Raw genomic sequence first — 17048 nt, 5'->3', positions numbered from 1 at the left:
ATTGCGAGCGCAGCGAAGCAATCCAGAATCCCTCCGCGGAAAGACTCTGGATTGCTTCGCTGCGCTCGCAATGACGGCTGTGGCTACCCCTTCTTCGCCGGCTTGCCCGGCGTCGGGTTGAACAGCTTCTTCAGATCGTTCAACCCTTCCGACAGCCGCGGCCATTCGCAGGAGAACGAGCCCTTGGTGCAGGGCGCACCCTTTCGCTGGCCGACGGTCTGCTGCACCTTCGGCCGCTCGACCGGAACTGGCACGCGCTCGACGTCGGTGCGCAGCGCGACTTGCTGGAGCTGCTGCGCCTGTTGTTCCTGCTGCTCGCGCTGCTGGCGCGCGGCGGCTTGCGCCGCTTCATTGCTGCGGCGCTGATTGGCGAGATAGGCGGTGTAGGCTTCGTCGATTTTTCTCTGCTCTTCCGGCGTCGGATTGGGACCTGCGATGTCGAAGGTGCGGTCCTGGAGGAAGTCGTAATAGGAATAGCCCCCGCTGGCCTTGCGCCGGCCGGCGAATTTGGCGTTGCAGTCGGCGAGCGCTGAAGTCTTCTCGGCCTTGGTTGCGGCCTTTTCGGCGGCGTCGGCGCATTCCTCGAAGTCGACAGGGGCGCGCTTCCACCATTGCGCCTGGGCATGCGACGGCGTCAGCAGAAAAAATCCTGCTGCGGCAACGAGAAGCGCCGCACGACGCGATGCAACCACAATCGACATTCTACGAGAGCATTCCCTAGAAAACTCAACCCGAACTGAGTCGAGCCAGATTTTTGCCCCTTTATCGCCGGCTTGTCACCCGTGGAACCCGGGAATTTCATGGCTGCAATGCTGACATTTTTTGCTTGACGTGGCGCGGGAGTCACAGCCGCGCGGCACATGATGCGTTTAGAATTTTACCGGTTTGAATTCGAAGGGGACTATTCGTCATGAGGGCGCTGGCCTGTCTCGCCACACTCGCTTTGGTGCTGATTTGCGGCCACGCCTTCGCGGCGGATGAGGATGCGCCGAACCGCAAGCCGGTGAAGGCCGTCGGCGACGCGCGGCTCCCGGTCGGCGGCCGCGGAATGCTGCCGCTCTACCTCTCCCGCGACTGGTCGTTGCCGCAGCCGGGGATCTTGCGCGCGATCATCGTGCTGCATGGTCGCCTGCGCAACGCCGACGAATATTACATCTCGGCCAACAACGCGCAGGCCGCAGCCGGCGACGACGGCAAGGCTGCGCTGATGATCGTGCCGCAATTTCTGGCGGAGATCGATATCGAAGCGCACAAGTTGCCGCAGGACACGCTGCGCTGGTCGCTGGAGGGATGGGAAGGTGGAGATGCCGCGCTCGCGCCCAACCCGGTCTCCTCGTTCGAGGCGCTCGATGCGATCCTCGCAAAACTTGCCGACCGGCGCATCTTCCCGAACCTGAAGCAGGTCGTGGTCGCCGGCCATTCAGGCGGCGGCCAGGTCGTGCAGCGCTATGCCATCGCCGGCAAGGGCGAAGCGGCCTTGTTGCGCCAGCACATCGACATCCGCTACGTCGTCGCCAATCCCTCGTCTTATGCCTATTTCACCCCCGAGCGGCCCTTGCCCGCGATTGCCGCGTCCTGTCCGGGCTACGACAATTGGAAATACGGCATGGGCGAGCGTCCGCCTTATCTCGCGGACGCGGCACCTGCGGGGCTGGAGCAGCGCTATGTCGAGCGCGAGGTGATCTACCTGCTCGGCACGCTCGACACCAATCCGAAACATTCTGCGCTGGACAAGAGCTGCATGGCCGAGGCGCAAGGGCCCTATCGCTACGCCCGCGGCCACGCTTATGTGGACGCGATGGCCAAGCGCGACCACGGCACGCCCAATCACCGGGTCTGGGATGTCGCCGGCGTCGGCCATGACGGCGACAAGATGTTGACCTCGAAATGCGGGCTCGCGGCCCTGTTCGATATTCCGGGCTGCGGCGCGGAGCGCTGACGCCGGCGCCTTGAAGCTCCAGCCCTGGCTGTTACACTTCGCAGCGCGAGCGCCTCGCCCCGAGGCGCCGCCAAGAAGACGAAGTGGAAACGCCTGATGCTGCTGCCCCTGTCCGACGTGCCGCGCTGGTACGCTGAGCGCAAACCGCAAGGCACGATCGCCGTCCAGCATGGGCAGGATACGCTGACATGGGATCAGCTCGAACGCGGTGCCAACCGGCGGGCGCGAGCGTTCGCCGCGAAGGGCGTCAAGCCCGGTGATTTCGTCGCGATCGGCTTGCCCAACGGCAACGCGTTCTTCGAGACGTCCTTTGCGGTGTGGAAGTGCGGGGCGACGCCGACCTCGCTGTCATGGCGGCTGCCGCGCGGCGAGGCCGCCGCGGTGCTCGACATCCTCAAGCCGGCGCTCGTGGTTGGCGGCGAGGCCGACTGGAACGCGCCGAACCGACTGCCTGCCGATTTCGTGCCGCAAGGGTTTTCGGACGAGCCGCTCAATCCTCCGGTGGCACGCTACTGGAAGGCGATGACCTCAGGCGGCTCGACCGGCCGCCCCAAAGTGATCCTCGATCATCATCCGGCGGTGACCGACACCGTCGCCGCCCCGCCGCTCAATATTCCGTTCGGCGTCTCGCTGCTCAATCCCGGTCCGCTCTACCACAATGCGCCGTTCATCGTGTCGCATTACGCGTTGTTCACCGGCGGCAAGCTCACGGGTCTGACCAAGTTCGACGCCGAAGAGACCCTGCGGCAGATCGCGCGCGAGCGCGTGCAATGGGTCAATTTCGTGCCGACCATGATGCATCGGATCTGGGCGCTGCCGGAGAGCGTGCGCAACGCCTACGATGTGTCGAGCCTTCAGACCGTGTTCCACATGGCAGCACCGATGCCGCCCTGGCTGAAGGAGAACTGGATCGCCTGGCTCGGACCCGAGCGCATCTGGGAGCTCTATGGCGGCACCGAGCGGCAGGGCTCGTGCATCATCTCAGGCACAGAATGGCTGACCCACAAGGGCTCGGTCGGCAAGATCGGCGAGATGGCAAAACTGCGCATCGTCGGCGAGGACGGCAATGACGTCGCGCCGGGCGAGACCGGCGAGATCTATTTCCTCAACAATGACGGCAAGGATGCCACCTATCACTATCTCGGCGCCGAGCCGAAGCGCCGCGCCGACGGCTGGGAATCGCTTGGCGATATCGGCCGGCTGGATGCGGAGGGCTATCTCTATCTCGGCGACCGCCTTGCCGACATGGTGCTGCGCGGCGGCGCCAACATCTATCCCGCCGAGGTCGAGGCCGCGGTCTCCGAGGCGCCCGGCGTGCGCTCCTGCGTGGTGGTGGGATTGCCCGATCCGGAATTGGGCCAGCGCGTGCATGCCATCATCGAGCCGGAGGGCGATGCGGACGGCCAGGCGATCGCAGACGGCATGGCAGACTTCCTGAAGGACCGGCTGAGCCGCTACAAGCATCCCGAGAGTTTCGAGATCGTCAGCGTCCCGCCGCGCGATGATTCCGGAAAAGTTCGCCGGACACTGTTGCGCGACGAGCGCGCGGCGTGGATGAAGGAGGGGCGCGCCTTCCGGATTTGGCCGACGAAGGCGCCGGCGCACGCCGAATAAGAGAATTCACGGAAGGATTTTGGGACATGACCATCACCATCGCTGCGAACAGCGTGCCGAAGCCGCCGGCCGAGATCATCGAGGGCTTTCGAGGCGCGCCGACCTCGGTCATCTCGGATAATCTCGCCCGGCTGCCGGGCGCGGTGGGGCTAAAACCCTATCATCGCGGGGCTAAGCTGGTGGGAACGGCTTTCACGGTGCGCACCCGCCCCGGCGACAATCTTGCCATCCACCGCGCGCTCGAGCTGGTCGGTCCCGGCGACGTCATCGTGGTCGATGGCGGAGGCGACGAAACCCGCGCGCTGGTCGGCGAGATCATGAAGAACATCGCGCAGTGGCGCAAAGCGGAAGGCTACGTGATCGACGGCGCGATCCGCGATGTTGCATCCTTCGCGGCCGACGACTTTCCCTGCTACGCCCGCGCGGTGATCCACCGCGGCCCCTACAAGAACGGCCCCGGCGAGATCAACGTGCCGGTGACGATCGGCGGCAGCGTGATATCGCCCGGCGACATCGTCGTCGGCGACGAGGACGGCGTCGTGTCGTTTCCCGCCGCGGGCGCTGCCGCGCTGCTGGAAGCGGTGCGCGCCCAGGTCGCGCGCGAGGAGGAGACCATGAAGGCGATCCGCGAGGGCCGCTATCAGGGCTCGTACGGCAAGTCATAATCAAAGCAGGGCAGGGAGCGCCAAGTGAGCCAGAAGGACGAATTCCACAACATCGACAATCCCGCCGATGGGCTGTTCCGCGAGCTCGCGGCAGGGGTCACCACGCGCATCTTCTCCGGCGAGCAGGCGATGCTGTCGGTGGTGACGCTGGCCCCGCACGCCCAGGGCACGCTGCATCATCATCCCGAGGAGCAATGGGGCGTGCTGCTCGACGGCTCCGCCATCCGCGTCCAGGGCGATGAGGAGATCCCCGTGAAGAAGGGTGACTTCTGGCGCACGCCCGGCAATGTGCCGCACACCATGCGCGCCGGCCCTGACGGCGCCCGCGTGCTGGACATTTTCAGTCCACCACGGCCAGAATACAAAAAAGCGGGGTCGGGTTTCGGAACGACCTGAAGCGCCAAAGAGCAAAAGCCGGGCGCAAAACAAAAAGGGAGGGGACCATGACGATCACACGACGGGCGCTGCTGGCAGCGCCCGCCATCCTCGCGATGGCACCGGCAAGCGCGCAGGCGGGCAAGATCACGCTCGTCGTGCCGTTCCCGCCGGGCGGCTCGACCGACGCGATGGCGCGGCTGTTGCAGGCCAATCTCCAGACAAAACTCAACCGCATCGTCGTGGTCGAGAACAAGTCGGGCGCCGCGGGTGCGCTCGGTGCGGCGCAGGTCGCCAAGAGCCCGCCGGATGGCACGTCGTTCCTGGTCACGTTCGATTCCCATGCGGTGATCCCGGCCATCCTCGACAAGCCGCCGGTCGATGTCGAGCGCGAGCTGATGCCGGTGTTCCTGGTCGGCACCGCGCCTTACGTGATCGCGGCCGGCGCCGGCCGTCCCTACAAGAGTTTTGCCGACGTGGTCGCCGCCTGCAAGGCAACTCCCGGCGCGGTGAAATACGCCTCCGTCGGCATCGGCACGCTCGGCCATCTCGCCATGACCGTGCTCGGCAACAAGGCCGGCGTCGAGATCATGCACGTGCCCTATCGCGGCGGCGGCCCCGCGATGAACGACGTGCTCGGCGGCCATGTCGATCTGATCGCGGGATCGGCGGCGCTGGTCGCAGCCCAGCTCGGCACCAACATGCTGCGCCCGATCCTGCAGCTCGGCCGCGAGCGGCTGTCGGCGCTGCCGGATACGCCGACCGCGATCGAGGCGGGCTTTCCGGACTTCGAGACGCTGGCCTGGTGGGGCATTTTTGCGCCGACGGGCACACCGCCCGACGCCGTCGCCGCCATGGCGACGGCGTGCAAGGAGATCCTGAGTGAGCCCGCGACCGCCGCCCAGCTCAAGGAAACGCAGCAGATGACCCTGCTGCTCGAGGACGGCCCCGCCTTCAAGATCTTCTTCGACAAGCAGGTCGCCACTTGGGGCAAGGTGGTGAAGGACAACAATATCAGGGCGTGAGGTTGCCCGCTGACATCCGGATTGATCGCGGCGAGGGCTTCCGATTTGGCCCTCGCTTTGATATGTACACCTCCAGGCAACCCGCCTCACCGGCGGGTTCCGCGGTCCCGTAGCTCAGCCGGATAGAGCGGCGGTTTCCTAAACCGTAGGTCGCATGTTCGAGTCATGCCGGGATCGCCAGTTCCAAAATGCGGCTTTTCAGAATTTGCCGCTGACTCTTTCTCTCCCGCCCGTCAAGGTCCCAATAAAAAAAGATTGGCACGGCTTCACGCGACAGCCGGCTTGCGAAGGAAGAGCCGTACCCACATCTCCGCTCCCGCAATTCTGGAGTGTGGCTTTGGTTAACAAAGCCGCCCAGTTGCGAATTGTGGAGATGAACTATGGACCTCACTGGTTTCAATGGCGCCTGGCTGATCCAGCCGGCGCTGTGGGCCGCGGCAGCGATCGCGCTCGTCATCCTGCTGCGGATTGCGAATATCTTTCGTTACATCCCGAACAACCAGGTCGGCATCGTCGAGAAGCTGTGGTCGACGAGCGGCTCGATCGACGGCGGCTTCATCGCGCTCAACGGTGAAGCCGGTTACGAGCCGGACGTGCTGCGCGGCGGCCTGCACGTGTTCTTTCCGTTCATGTACCGGATCCATAAATCGGATCTCGTCACGGTCGGACAGGGCAAGATCGCCTATGTGTTCGCGCGCGACGGCGCGCCGCTCGGCGCCTCGCAGGTGCTTGGCGCCAACGACACCGAGGACAGAGCGGATTTCCAGGACGTGCGGCGCTTCCTGCTTGGCGGCGGCCAGAAGGGCCCGCAGCGAAAAATCCTGCGCGAAGGCACCTACGCGATCAACACGACGCAATTCGCGATCATCACCGATGATCGCGTCTACGGCCACGCCTTGAGCGAGCAGGAGCGCGGCGTGCTCGACGCCATGCAGCTCACCATCGCCGAGCGCTGGGGCTTTGCGCCCGTCGTGCTCGCGGCCGATCACGATCTCGTCGGCGTCGTGACCGTGCATGACGGCCCGTCGCTGCCACCGGGCGAGATCATCGCGCCCGAGGTCGGCACCGATCTGCGCGACGACGAGATCTTTCACAACAATTTCCAGGAGCCCGAGAAATTCCTGGCCGCCGGCGGCTATCGCGGCCGTCAGTTGCAGGTCATCGTCGAGGGCACCTGGTACATCAACCGCCTGTTCGCGACCGTCGAGGCGGTGCCGAAGACCGTGATCCCGGTCGGCAATGTCGGCGTCGTCATCTTCTATACCGGCCCGCACTCTGGCGACGTGTCCGGTGAGCAGTATCGCCACGGCGAGCTGGTCCTCAACGGCGGTCGCGGCGTCTGGAAGGACCCGCTGCTGCCCGGCAAATACGCGTTCAACACCTATTCCGGCAAGATCGAGATCATCCCGACTGTCAACTTCATCCTGAAATGGGTGCGCGGCGAGGTCGGCGCGATGAAGCTGGATGAGAACCTGTCGGAGATCTCGCTGATCACGCGGGACGCGTTCGAGCCGACGCTGCCGCTCTCGGTGGTGATGCATATCGACTACAAGAAGGCGCCGATGATCATCCAGCGCTTCGGCGACGTGAAGAAGCTGGTCGAGCAGACGCTCGACCCGATGGTGAGCGCGTTCTTCAAGAACATCGCGCAGAAGATGACCTTGATCGAGCTGCTCCAGAACAGGGCGTCGATCCAGGAGGAATCGGCTGCTCAAATGAAGGCGAAGTTCCAGAGCTATTCGCTCGACCTCCAGGAGGTGCTGATCGGGACGCCGCGCGCGGCGAATGGCGACCACACCATCGAGAACATCCTGATCCAGCTCCGCTCGCGCCAGATCGCGCGCGAGCAGATCGAGACCTACCAGGAGCAGGAAAAGGCCGCGGTGCAGGAGCGTACGCTCAACGAGGCCAAGGCAACCGCGGCCGCGCAATCGGCGCTGACGCAGTCGCTCATCCAGATCAAGGTGAACGAGAACGAGGGCGCCGCGGCGCTCGCCCGCGCCCAGAAGGACGCCGAGACAAGAAAGGTGACGGCGGCCGCGGTCGGCGAGCAGTCGCGGCTCGAGGGCCAGGGTGAGGCCGATCGCGTGCTTGCGGTGGGCACCGCCAATGCTCAATCGACCAAGCTTTCGGTCGATGCCTATGGCGGACCGGAGTTCAGGCTGGCCGAGCAGAATTTTGCGAAATTCGCGGACGCGCTCACCAAGATCAACCAGCCGCTGGTGCCGCAATTCCTGATGTCCGGCGGGCAGGGCCAGGAGAGCGGCAATTCGGGCCTGATCCCGACCGCGATGCTGAGCTCGATGTTCGGCCGCATGATGCCTGATGCGCTGGAGCGGCTGAAGGACGAGGCGCCGCGCGCGGATCGCAAGTCCAACGGGCACTGATCGCGGCCGATTTGCTTCGGCGGCGCGAAAATTGCTAACAGGGGTGACCGGGCTGGAATTCCACCTTCCGGCCCGGTCTGTTCCCGCCTCTCACACTGCCCCAGCGATATCCGGAGATGATGATGCCTTTCGACTTGATCCTGCGTGGAGGGCGGGTCGTTGACCCCTCCCAGAAGCTCGACGCCGTGACCGATGTCGCCTTTTCGGGCGGCAAGGTCGCCGCGATCGGCACCGGGCTCAAGGCGGATCCGGGCACTGATGTACGCGACGTCTCGCAGTTCATCGTGACGCCGGGGCTGATCGATCTCCACACCCATGTCTATTGGGGCGGCACCTCGCTCGGCATCGACGCCGAGGAGTTCTGCCGCCTCTCCGGCGTCACCACGGCGGTGGACACCGGCAGCGCCGGGCCCGGCAATTTCGCCGGTTTCCGCAAGCATGTGATCGAGCCGAGCCAGGTGCGCATCCTCGCGTACCTGCACGTCTCGCATGCCGGCATCTTCGGCTTCTCGCACCGGATCATGGTCGGCGAGAGCGAGGAGCTGCGGCTGATGAATCCGATCGAGGCGGCCAAGGTGGCCGATGCCAACCGCGATCTCATCGTCGGCATCAAGGTGCGCGTGGGCCTGCACTCCTCGGGCACCTCGGGGGTCGTGCCGCTCGACATCGCGCTCGAGGTCGCCAACGAGGTCGGCATGCCCCTGATGGCGCATATCGACCATCCGCCGCCGAGCTATGAGGAGGTGCTGGCGCGCCTGCGTCCCGGCGACATCCTCACCCATGCGTTCCGCCCGTTCCCGAACACGCCGGCGACGGCGCAGGGCACGGTGAAGAAGGCCGTGCTCGACGCGCGCGAGCGCGGCGTGCTGTTCGACATCGGCCATGGCAAGGGCTCGTTCGCGTTCAAGACCGCGCGCGCGATGCTCGCCAACGGCTTCTATCCGGACACCATCTCCTCCGACATCCACCAGCTCTGCATCGACGGCCCGGCCTTCGACCAGGTCACGACCATGTCGAAGTTTTTGTGCATGGGCATGGAGCTCTCGGACGTGGTCGCGGCCTCGACCGTGAACGCGGCGATGGCGCTGCGCCGTCCCGAGCTCGGCAGCCTCAAGCCCGGCTGCGTCGGCGACGCCACGCTGATCTCTGTCAGGCAAGGCCAGTTCGACTATGAGGACGTCGTCGGGGAGCACCTGATCGGCGACCGTAAAATTGTCTCCGAGGGCGTCGTCATCGGCGGCCGCTGGTGGCATCCGAATTGACGCAGCGCTAGCTCTGCGCGCGATAGAATTGCAGAAGCTGCGCGCCCGCGGGTGAGAGCCACTCGGGCGCGCCGGCGATATAGCCTTCGACGTGGCCGCCCGTTCCGATCAGATAAGTGATGGGCATGCCGACGAGGCCGAACATCGCGCTGGATGCTTCGGCCGCTGTGCCGTAGGCGTCGACATAGCAGGCGAGGTTTTGCGCGGCGAGGCCGCCGAGGAAGGTGCGGATCTTGCGCAGATCCTTCGTGTCCGTGCAGATCGCGACAACGTCGAGCCGATCGGGCCTCGATCCGGCAAGGCTTGCGAGCGTCGGCAGATCGAGCCGGCATGCCGCGCACCAGGTCGCCCAGAAGTTCACCAATGTGATACGGCCCGGCTTGGCCGACACGACCGCATCCCGGCCGTGCAGGTCCTGAAGTCGCAGCGCTGGCATCGCTGCGCGTGGCCGCACCACCGTGAACTGGTTGCGCCCGGCCTCGAACACCGGCGGCCAGGCGCTGTCCTGCGCACGGGCCGTGTGCGAGACAGCAAGCCAGGCCGGCGCGGCCATCAGGATTGATCGTCGCGACAACGCCGTGCCGTGAGCATCCGATTTCTCATGCATGGATATAGGCCCAGCCCTTGAGTTGCAGGTCGACGACGCGGCCGATGCCGAAGGGGACAAGGCTTGCGCCCGCAATCAGCGGGATCGAGACCTGCTCCTTGGCCTCTGCGATCGCCTTCGACGATGCGCACATGCTGTAGGTGAGATTGGGCAGCGACTGCCGCAGCGTCGCGAGCGGTTCGACCAGCGGGGTCTTGTCCGCCCGGAAGACGTCGATGCCCTTGCCGTTGGCGACGACCTCGATCAGCAATCTCGCGCCCCTGTCGGCAAAGTGCTTCGAGAGGTTGGCCGAGTAGCTGATCGCATGCCCCATGACATAGGGCTCGTTGCTGTCGATCAGGATGACGACGCCGTCGGCGAGGCGGTCCTCCCTGGCGGCGGCGCCGCCGGCCGTGAGGATCGCAGTGCCCGCGAGCAGGCCCCTGCGGGACCATCGGTTGGCCGAGATCATGGCGGCCGCCGGTCAGAACTGGCGTGGTGCGATCGGGGCCTTGCGGCCGCGTCCCCACAACACGAACAGGCTGAGCGCCAGCAGGACGACATTGAGCGGCGTGACCTCAGCCTCGCCGCGCGAGAGGTGGAAGGTGAGCGCGAACACCTGCAACACCGAGCAGCCCAGCGCGGCCAGCACCGTCAGCCGCGGCAGGATCCGCGTCAGGGCCGGCAGCAGGATGCCGATCCCGCCGGCGAGATCGATCAGGCCGATGCTGCGGACGAAGGTTTCGGAATACTGGCCGGCCCAGGGCATCATCGCCGCAAGCTGGGGAATCGGCGTCAGCAGCTTGACCAGCCCGGCCGAGCCGAAGGCGAGGAAGATCAGGCCCTGCGCGGCCCAGAGGCCGATGCGAAGGGCCCGGCCCGGGGTGGCGGTCTCGATGGTGGCGGTAGACATGGTGGTTCTCCGGATTGTGAGGGTTGCCACCATTTGATGGTTTCTCCATTTTTGATCATTATGTGTTCTGGGATGAGTTCATTTCCTGAATGTTGATGATTCCATGGATTCTCTTGTCAGCATGAGGGTGTTTTGCCTGGTCGCGGAGCTGAAGAGCTTTGCGACCGCGGCGCAGCGCCTGCGCATCTCGCCGGCCATGGCGAGCAAGCACGTGATGCAGCTCGAGAAGCGGCTGGGCACGCGGCTGCTCAACCGGACCAGCCGGCGGGTCAGCCTGAGCGAGAGCGGCGCGCTCTATTTCGAGCAGGCGCGGCAGATGCTGGATTCGCTCGACGAGGTCGAGGCCGCCGTCAGCAAGGCGACGGTCGTCCCGCGCGGCACGCTGCGGCTGACCGCACCGGTGTGGATGGCGAATACGATCTTTGCGGGCGTGCTGGCGGACTACCAGGTCCGCTATCCGGAGGTGTGCCTGGATGTCGATCTCAGCGGGCGGCTGGTCAATCTGGTCGAGGAGGGATTCGATCTCGCGTTGCGCGCGACGGGTACGCCGGACGAGGCGCTGATCGCGCGTCCGATCACCAAGGTCGCGTTCTATATGGTCGGCGCACCCGCTTATCTCGATCGCGCCGGACGCCCGACGAAGCTGCCCGATCTCTCCGGCCAGGCCCTGCTGCACTACGCGCTGCTGCCAGGCGAGAGCTTCTCCTTCACGGGTGAGCACGGTGTCGAGACCGTCAAGCTCAATCCGGTCCTGCGCAGCGGCAACGAAACGCTGCTGCACATGGCCGCGCTGGCAAGCATGGGCCTCGCCTTCCTGCCAAAATGGCTGGTAGCGGATGACATCGCCGCCGGACGTCTTGAGCACGTCATGCCCGATCAGGTCATCTTCGAGGGGAAGCTGTTCGCGGTCTATCCCAGCCGCAAATACCTCTCCGCGAAGGTGAGGACCTTCATCGACTTTGTCGTGGCCGACAAGCGGATGAGGTGAGCTACAGTGACCTTGCGATCAACAGCTTCATGATCTCATTCGTCCCGCCATAGATCTTCTGGATGCGGGAATCGATGAAGATGCGCGAGATCGGGTATTCCTGCATGTAGCCGTAACCGCCGAACAGCTGGAGGCATTCGTCGGCAGTCTGCACCTGCTTGTCCGAGCACCAGTATTTCGCCATCGACGCCGTGACGGTATCGAGATCCCCGGCGACCAGCTGCTCGATGCACCAGTCGACGAAAACGCGCGCGATCATGGCTTCGGTCTTGCGCTCGGCGAGCGTGAAGGCGGTGTTCTGGAAATCCATCAGCGGCTTGCCGAACGCCTTCCGCTCCTTGGTGTAATCGACGGTGAGCTTGACGGCGCGCTCCATCGCCGCGACGGCGCCGACCGCGAGCGCAAGGCGTTCCTGCGGCAATTGCTGCATCAGCTGGACAAAACCCTGGCCTTCTTCCTTGCCGAGCAGGTTTTCCGGCGGCACCGTGACATTGTCGAAGAACAGTTCCGACGTGTCGGAAGCGTGCAGGCCGATCTTGTCGAGGTTGCGCCCGCGCTTGTAGCCGTCCGCGCCCGCGGTCTCGACCACGAGCAACGAAATGCCTTTCGCGCCTTGCTCGCCCGTGCGCGCGACCACGACGACGAGATCGGCCGCCTGACCGTTGGTGATGAATGTCTTCTGGCCGTTGATGACGTAGGAATTGCCCTGCTTCTTCGCCGTGGTCTTGACCGCTTGCAGGTCGGAGCCGGTGCCGGGCTCGGTCATGGCGATGGCGCCGATCATTTCGCCGCTCGCCATCTTCGGCAGCCAGCGCTTCTTCTGCTCCTCCGAGCCGTAATTGAGGATGTAATGCGCGACGATGGCGCTGTGCACGGAGACGCCGGTCGTCAGTTCCGGCACCGTGCTCTCGAGATCGTCCAGCACGGCCGCGTCATAGGCGAAGGTCGCGCCGAGGCCGCCATATTCCTCCGGCACGCTTGCGAGCAGGGCGCCCATCTCACCGAGCCCGCGCCAGGCGAAGCGGTCGACCATCTTCTGCTCGCGCCATTTCTCGGCATGCGGCGCCAGGTCCTTGGCAAGATACTTCCGGAACTGGTCGCGGAAGACATCGAGCTCTTCGGTCATCCAGGAGGAGCGGTAGGACATGGTCACCTCGGTTGATGGGCTTTCCGGCTTGGTAGGCCAGTCCGCGGCGGCAATTATTGTGTTTTCAGGCTGCGCCGGTGACGCTACCAAGGCGGCCGTAGCAGCGGGATGGCTGATTGTGGCGACCAAAATTCAAGAGCTCAAGCTCGACATCGAGCGCATCGGCACCGTCTCGGCGATCCTGGTGCAGCCAGCCAATGCGCGCGCCTGCTATGTGCTGGCGCATGGCGCCGGCACCGACATGCGGCATGCGTCGATGGACAAGATTGCGATGGGCCTCGCAGATCGCGGCATCGCGACGCTCCGCTTCAATTTTCCCTACATGGAAAACAAGCAGGGACGTCCCGACCAGCCGGCAGTCGCGCATGCCGCCATCCGTGCGGCGGTCACGGAGGCGGCGCGCCGGTGCCCCGGCTTGAAGCTTGTTGCGGGTGGAAAGTCGTTTGGCGGACGCATGACCTCGCAGGCGCAGTCCAAGGCGCCGTTGCCGGATGTGAAGGGGCTCGCCTTCCTCGGCTTTCCCCTGCATGCCGACAAGAAGCCGTCGACCGAGCGCGCCGAGCATCTCGCCCAGGTCAATATCCCGATGCTGTTCCTGCAAGGCACGCGCGACGGGCTTGCCGATCTCGGCCTCCTGAAGCCCGTCATCGCAGCGCTCGGCTCGAAGGCGACGCTGCACGAGATCGCCGGCGGCGATCACTCCTTTGCGGTGCTGAAGAAGTCCGGCCGCAGCAATGACGAGGCGCTTGCAGAGGTGCTCGACACGCTCGCGGCCTGGATCGACGCGCTCGCTTGAAGCTCAGGCGGAATAAAGCCCCTTGTCGCGCGCCTTCTGGATCGCCAGCGCGGCGATCAGGTCGAGCGTCGGCGTCGACAGCCCGCCGGTGCGCGCGAAGGCGGCGGGCGCCTTCACCAGCACGTCGATCTCCATGGCGCGGCCGAGCTCGTAATCCTGCAGCAGCGATGGCTTGTGGTTGGGGGCGGGGCCGCTGCGCGTCACGCGCTTGACCTCGGGGATGAAGTGCTGGGCGATGTCGTTGGCCTCGTTCAGCATGCGCGGAATCACCTCGGCGAACGCAGGGTCGTCGCGGACGCCGCGTGCGGTCTGGCCGGTCAGCAGGCACAGCACCGAGAGCGACATGTTGGTCAGCAGCTTTGACCAGATCGCCTCACGGATATCGGCCACCGGCGGTGATTCCAGCCGGGCGTCGTTGAAGGCGCCGCGCAGTTTCGTGATGCGCTCGCAATTGCGGTCGTCGCATTCACCGATCAGGAGGCGATTGCGGTCCGGGGTGAGGTTCTGCACCACCCCGGGCGCGACCACCTCGTTCGAGGAGAAGATGACACCGCCGATGATCCGCTCCTTCGGGATGCAGGCGCGCAGGCGCCCGCCCGGATCGAGAAAGGAAATGTCGGGCGGGGTGGGGTGCCGCGGCGGCAGGCCGATGCCGTACCACCAGGGAATGCCGTTCTGCGCGAACACGATGGCGGTGTCGTCCTGGAGCAGCGGCTTGAGGCTGGAAACCAGCCCGGTCAGCGCGGTGGCCTTCAAGGTGCTGATCACGATGTCCTGCGGGCCGAGCTGGGCCGGATCGCCTGAAGCGTTGACCTTGGCGGAGACCTCGGAATCGCCGACGCGCAGCTTCAGGCCATTGGCACGCACCGCCTCCAGATGCGCCCCCCGCATCACGCACGAGACGTCATGACCGGCGCGAGCCAGCCTGACCGCGATGTGGCTGCCGACGGCGCCCGCGCCGAAAATGCAGATGCGCATAGATGTCCTGTCCCTGATCCCTTGATGCCATCAGGCGACAGCATGACACAAGCCGCCATGCGATGGACGCGGCCGCCCCACGCTGGAAAGATATGGATCGGGATGCGTTGCCTCGGCCATAGTGCGCGCCAAGCAAACGACCGGAGGATCGCCGATGACTGCCAGCCCCGTCCTGTGGACTCTTGATGAGCGTGGGGTTGCGACCGTCACGTTGAACCGCCCGGAAGTGAACAACGCCTATGACGGCGCCTTGATCGCCGGCGTGCTGGCGGCCATGGACGATCTGGCTAGGAAGCCGAACCTGCGCGTCGTCGTGCTCAAGGGCAATGGCAAGCATTTCCAGGCCGGCGCCGACCTCAAATGGATCAACGGCGTGCGGCCGCAATCGGCCGAGGCGAATGAGGCGGCGTCCCGGGCGACGTTCGAGGCCGTGCAGCGGCTCAACACCTTGCCGATCCCGACGGTGGCACTGGTGCAGGGCGGCTGTTTCGGTGGCGGTACCGGCGTGATCGCGGGTTGCGATGTCGTCATTGCCGCGGACAACGCCCTGTTCTCGATCACGGAGGTGCGCTGGGGCCTGACGGCCGCGATCATCATCCCGCAGCTCTGCGACGCCATTGGTGTACGGCAAGTCCGCCGTTACGCGCTGACCGGCGAGCGTTTTGGCGCCGAGGACGCCCGCCGCATCGGCCTCGTCCACGAAGTCGTACCGCTCGCCGAACTGGAGGCCGCAGGCAGCAAGGTGGTCGAGCAACTGCTCGCCAACGGGCCGGAGGCGATGGCCGAGACCAAGCGCCTCGCGCTGGAGAGTTCGTTCGGCGGAATGGCGGTGGACGATGCCGCCTACAAGCGGCTCGTGCACCTGCATTCGGTCAAGCGCCAGAGCGCGGAGGCGGCCGAGGGGCTGGCCTCGTTTGCCGAGAAGCGGGCGGGGAATTGGGGCGGCAGCAAAGGCTGAGCGTTCGTCGCTCAGCAGCCGCGGCAGATGTTGTTGATGCTGCGATAGACGGCGTCGTCGTCCTGCCGCATCTGACGGAGCGATTGGAGCGTGTTGCCTTCATTGACGGGTGCGGGCGGCTTGCGCTTCGCGGCCAACTCTTCCTCCTGCCGCCTGTAGCAGGCCTCGCGATCGGGCTTGGCCTGGATGAAGCGGCAGTTTTGCTCCACGGCCGCGGCGGGAGAGGTTGAGATCGCGAGAACGATCAGGGCGGACAGGGCGAATTTCAAAAGCGCGAATCCATTTCTTGAACCAGGTTGCTTGTCGTCGCCCGGCTTGACCGGGCGACCCAGTACGCCGCGGCTTCTCCGTATATGTTTGACGCCTCTGGAATACTGGATCGCCCGCCTTCGCGGGCGATGACGGCGAAATTTGGTGGCCCTTCTCTCAGGTTCGCCGATCGAGAGCAACTGCGATCTTGTGACGACCGCGCGACGCGGCTTACAGCGACGACGCGAGTGACGTTTTCAGCAAAGCAAGCAATGCCTGCACTGCAGCCGCATTGCGTCGCCGTTCCGGAATTGCGGCCTTCACCCACAATTCCGGAATCGGAAATTCGCGCAGCACCGGCTTCAGCGTCCCGTCACGCAACGCATCCGCAACGAGATAATGCGAGATCAGCGCGATGCCGTTGCCGGCGATGGCGCTGCGCGCCAATACGTGTCCCTCGTTGGAGGCGAGCAGCGGGCTGACCTGGATGCTGATGCGGCCGCGTGGGCCGTCAAAAATCCATTCCGGTCCGGTCGGCAGGAAGCTGAGGCAGCGATGCTCGACGAGATCGCGCGGATGCTTTGGCGTGCCGTGCTTCTTCAAGTAGGCCGGTGAAGCGCAGAGCAGCCGCTTCAGCGCGCAGAGCGGCTCGTCGATCACGCCGCCGAAGGAGTGCGGGAAGGCGCCGATGGCGATGTCAAAACCCTCGGTGACGGGATCGACCGGGCGGTCGATCAGCACGATCTCGAGCTTCAGCCGCGGATTCTGGGTCTGGAACGCGCTGAAGACGTCCGCCAGCCGCGCCACCGTCAGCGACGTCGGCGCCTTGATACGGAGATGATCGACGAGGTCGTGGCCCTTCTCGCCCATGCGCGACAGCAAATCGGTGGCATCAGTCACGACACCGCGCGCGCGATGCACATAGCGCTGGCCGGCGTCGGTCAGTCGCAATTGCCGGGTCGAGCGATGAAACAGCGGCGTGCCGATCCGTGCCTCCAGCTGCGTGACGCGTTTTGCGACCACCGAGGTCGAGACGCCGAGTTTTCGCGCGGCGGCGGAGAAGCCGGCCGCATCCGCAGTGGCGAGGAACGCCTGAAGGTTCACGAGGAAGTCCATCCCAACCTTTCACGATTCGAGAAAGCTGATCGCGTATTTTGGTGGATTGT

At 65.2% G+C, this 17048-nt stretch carries 18 protein-coding genes and 1 tRNA gene; 11 read left to right on the top strand and 8 right to left on the bottom strand.

Translation table 11 applies throughout. The features are described 5' to 3' along the window. Positions 1 to 83: 83 nt before the first annotated feature. On the bottom strand, positions 84 to 701 hold the full coding sequence (locus tag AC1RR3_RS31095; protein ID WP_492827847.1) for a hypothetical protein: 618 nt from the start codon (positions 699 to 701) through the stop codon (positions 84 to 86). A gap of 209 nt (positions 702 to 910) precedes the next feature. On the opposite strand from AC1RR3_RS31095, the gene AC1RR3_RS31090 reads away from it, so the two are divergent. The 8 genes from AC1RR3_RS31090 to AC1RR3_RS31055 all read left to right on the top strand — a co-directional run bounded on the left by AC1RR3_RS31090 (position 911) and on the right by AC1RR3_RS31055 (position 9267). Further along, positions 911 to 1939, top strand: coding sequence for an alpha/beta hydrolase (locus tag AC1RR3_RS31090; RefSeq protein WP_492827845.1), 1029 nt, complete (start codon positions 911 to 913; stop codon positions 1937 to 1939). A 96-nt stretch (positions 1940 to 2035) separates the two neighbouring features. After that, complete coding sequence (locus tag AC1RR3_RS31085) at positions 2036 to 3553, top strand: AMP-binding protein (RefSeq protein ID WP_492827843.1); 1518 nt, start codon at positions 2036 to 2038, stop codon at positions 3551 to 3553. Between the two features lie 26 nt (positions 3554 to 3579). Further along, positions 3580 to 4218, top strand: a complete 639-nt coding sequence (locus AC1RR3_RS31080; protein WP_492827841.1) for an RraA family protein — start codon at positions 3580 to 3582, stop codon at positions 4216 to 4218. A 24-nt stretch (positions 4219 to 4242) separates the two neighbouring features. Further along, complete coding sequence (locus AC1RR3_RS31075; RefSeq protein WP_492827839.1) at positions 4243 to 4614, top strand: dimethylsulfonioproprionate lyase family protein; 372 nt, start codon at positions 4243 to 4245, stop codon at positions 4612 to 4614. A 47-nt stretch (positions 4615 to 4661) separates the two neighbouring features. Then, positions 4662 to 5618: a tripartite tricarboxylate transporter substrate-binding protein gene (locus AC1RR3_RS31070; RefSeq protein ID WP_492827837.1), complete on the top strand. Its 957-nt coding sequence runs from the start codon at positions 4662 to 4664 to the stop codon at positions 5616 to 5618. Between the two features lie 103 nt (positions 5619 to 5721). Then, positions 5722 to 5798 (top strand) — tRNA-Arg (locus AC1RR3_RS31065). Between the two features lie 200 nt (positions 5799 to 5998). Then, positions 5999 to 8005 (top strand): SPFH domain-containing protein, encoded by a 2007-nt coding sequence (locus tag AC1RR3_RS31060; RefSeq protein WP_492827835.1) that lies wholly within the window; start codon positions 5999 to 6001, stop codon positions 8003 to 8005. 122 nt (positions 8006 to 8127) lie between these two features. Beyond that, the gene (locus tag AC1RR3_RS31055) at positions 8128 to 9267 is read left to right on the top strand and encodes an amidohydrolase/deacetylase family metallohydrolase (protein WP_492827834.1); all 1140 of its coding nucleotides are present in this window, start codon (positions 8128 to 8130) and stop codon (positions 9265 to 9267) included. Between the two features lie 7 nt (positions 9268 to 9274). Here the strand turns inward: AC1RR3_RS31055 and AC1RR3_RS31050 are convergent, their stop codons facing one another. Genes AC1RR3_RS31050 through AC1RR3_RS31040 form a run of 3 tightly spaced genes read right to left on the bottom strand, consistent with a single transcriptional unit; the run spans position 9275 to position 10766 of the window. Then, positions 9275 to 9874, bottom strand: a complete 600-nt coding sequence (locus AC1RR3_RS31050) for a TlpA family protein disulfide reductase (protein WP_492827833.1) — start codon at positions 9872 to 9874, stop codon at positions 9275 to 9277. Next, positions 9867 to 10325, bottom strand: a complete 459-nt coding sequence (locus tag AC1RR3_RS31045) for a DsrE family protein (RefSeq protein ID WP_492827832.1) — start codon at positions 10323 to 10325, stop codon at positions 9867 to 9869. Before AC1RR3_RS31045 ends, AC1RR3_RS31050 begins: the two co-directional genes overlap by 8 nt. A gap of 12 nt (positions 10326 to 10337) precedes the next feature. Then, entirely contained in the window at positions 10338 to 10766 is a 429-nt protein-coding gene (locus tag AC1RR3_RS31040; RefSeq protein WP_492827831.1) for a DoxX family protein, read from the bottom strand. 103 nt (positions 10767 to 10869) lie between these two features. Between AC1RR3_RS31040 and AC1RR3_RS31035 the strand changes: the two genes are divergently transcribed. After that, the gene (locus AC1RR3_RS31035) at positions 10870 to 11754 is read left to right on the top strand and encodes a LysR family transcriptional regulator (RefSeq protein WP_492827829.1); all 885 of its coding nucleotides are present in this window, start codon (positions 10870 to 10872) and stop codon (positions 11752 to 11754) included. Between the two features lies 1 nt (position 11755). Here the strand turns inward: AC1RR3_RS31035 and AC1RR3_RS31030 are convergent, their stop codons facing one another. Next, a complete protein-coding gene (locus AC1RR3_RS31030; protein ID WP_492827827.1) occupies positions 11756 to 12901 on the bottom strand; it encodes an acyl-CoA dehydrogenase family protein in 1146 nt (381 codons plus the stop codon). Positions 12902 to 13019: 118 nt separating this feature from the next. Between AC1RR3_RS31030 and AC1RR3_RS31025 the strand changes: the two genes are divergently transcribed. Beyond that, positions 13020 to 13697 (top strand): alpha/beta hydrolase family protein, encoded by a 678-nt coding sequence (locus tag AC1RR3_RS31025; RefSeq protein ID WP_492827825.1) that lies wholly within the window; start codon positions 13020 to 13022, stop codon positions 13695 to 13697. 3 nt (positions 13698 to 13700) lie between these two features. Here the strand turns inward: AC1RR3_RS31025 and AC1RR3_RS31020 are convergent, their stop codons facing one another. Next, entirely contained in the window at positions 13701 to 14675 is a 975-nt protein-coding gene (locus AC1RR3_RS31020; protein WP_492827823.1) for a ketopantoate reductase family protein, read from the bottom strand. A gap of 154 nt (positions 14676 to 14829) precedes the next feature. Between AC1RR3_RS31020 and AC1RR3_RS31015 the strand changes: the two genes are divergently transcribed. Continuing rightward, entirely contained in the window at positions 14830 to 15633 is an 804-nt protein-coding gene (locus tag AC1RR3_RS31015) for an enoyl-CoA hydratase-related protein (RefSeq protein WP_492827821.1), read from the top strand. A gap of 11 nt (positions 15634 to 15644) precedes the next feature. Here AC1RR3_RS31015 and AC1RR3_RS31010 read toward each other — a convergent pair whose 3' ends face one another. Beyond that, positions 15645 to 16082, bottom strand: coding sequence for a hypothetical protein (locus AC1RR3_RS31010; protein ID WP_492827819.1), 438 nt, complete (start codon positions 16080 to 16082; stop codon positions 15645 to 15647). A 31-nt stretch (positions 16083 to 16113) separates the two neighbouring features. Continuing rightward, entirely contained in the window at positions 16114 to 16998 is an 885-nt protein-coding gene (locus AC1RR3_RS31005) for a LysR family transcriptional regulator (RefSeq protein ID WP_492827817.1), read from the bottom strand. Positions 16999 to 17048 lie beyond the last annotated feature (50 nt).

Source organism: Bradyrhizobium sp. GW821-FHT13H05 (assembly GCF_058804065.1).
Note: the sequence above shows the minus strand (reverse complement) of the source record. Positions and strands in the feature narration are given on the sequence as shown.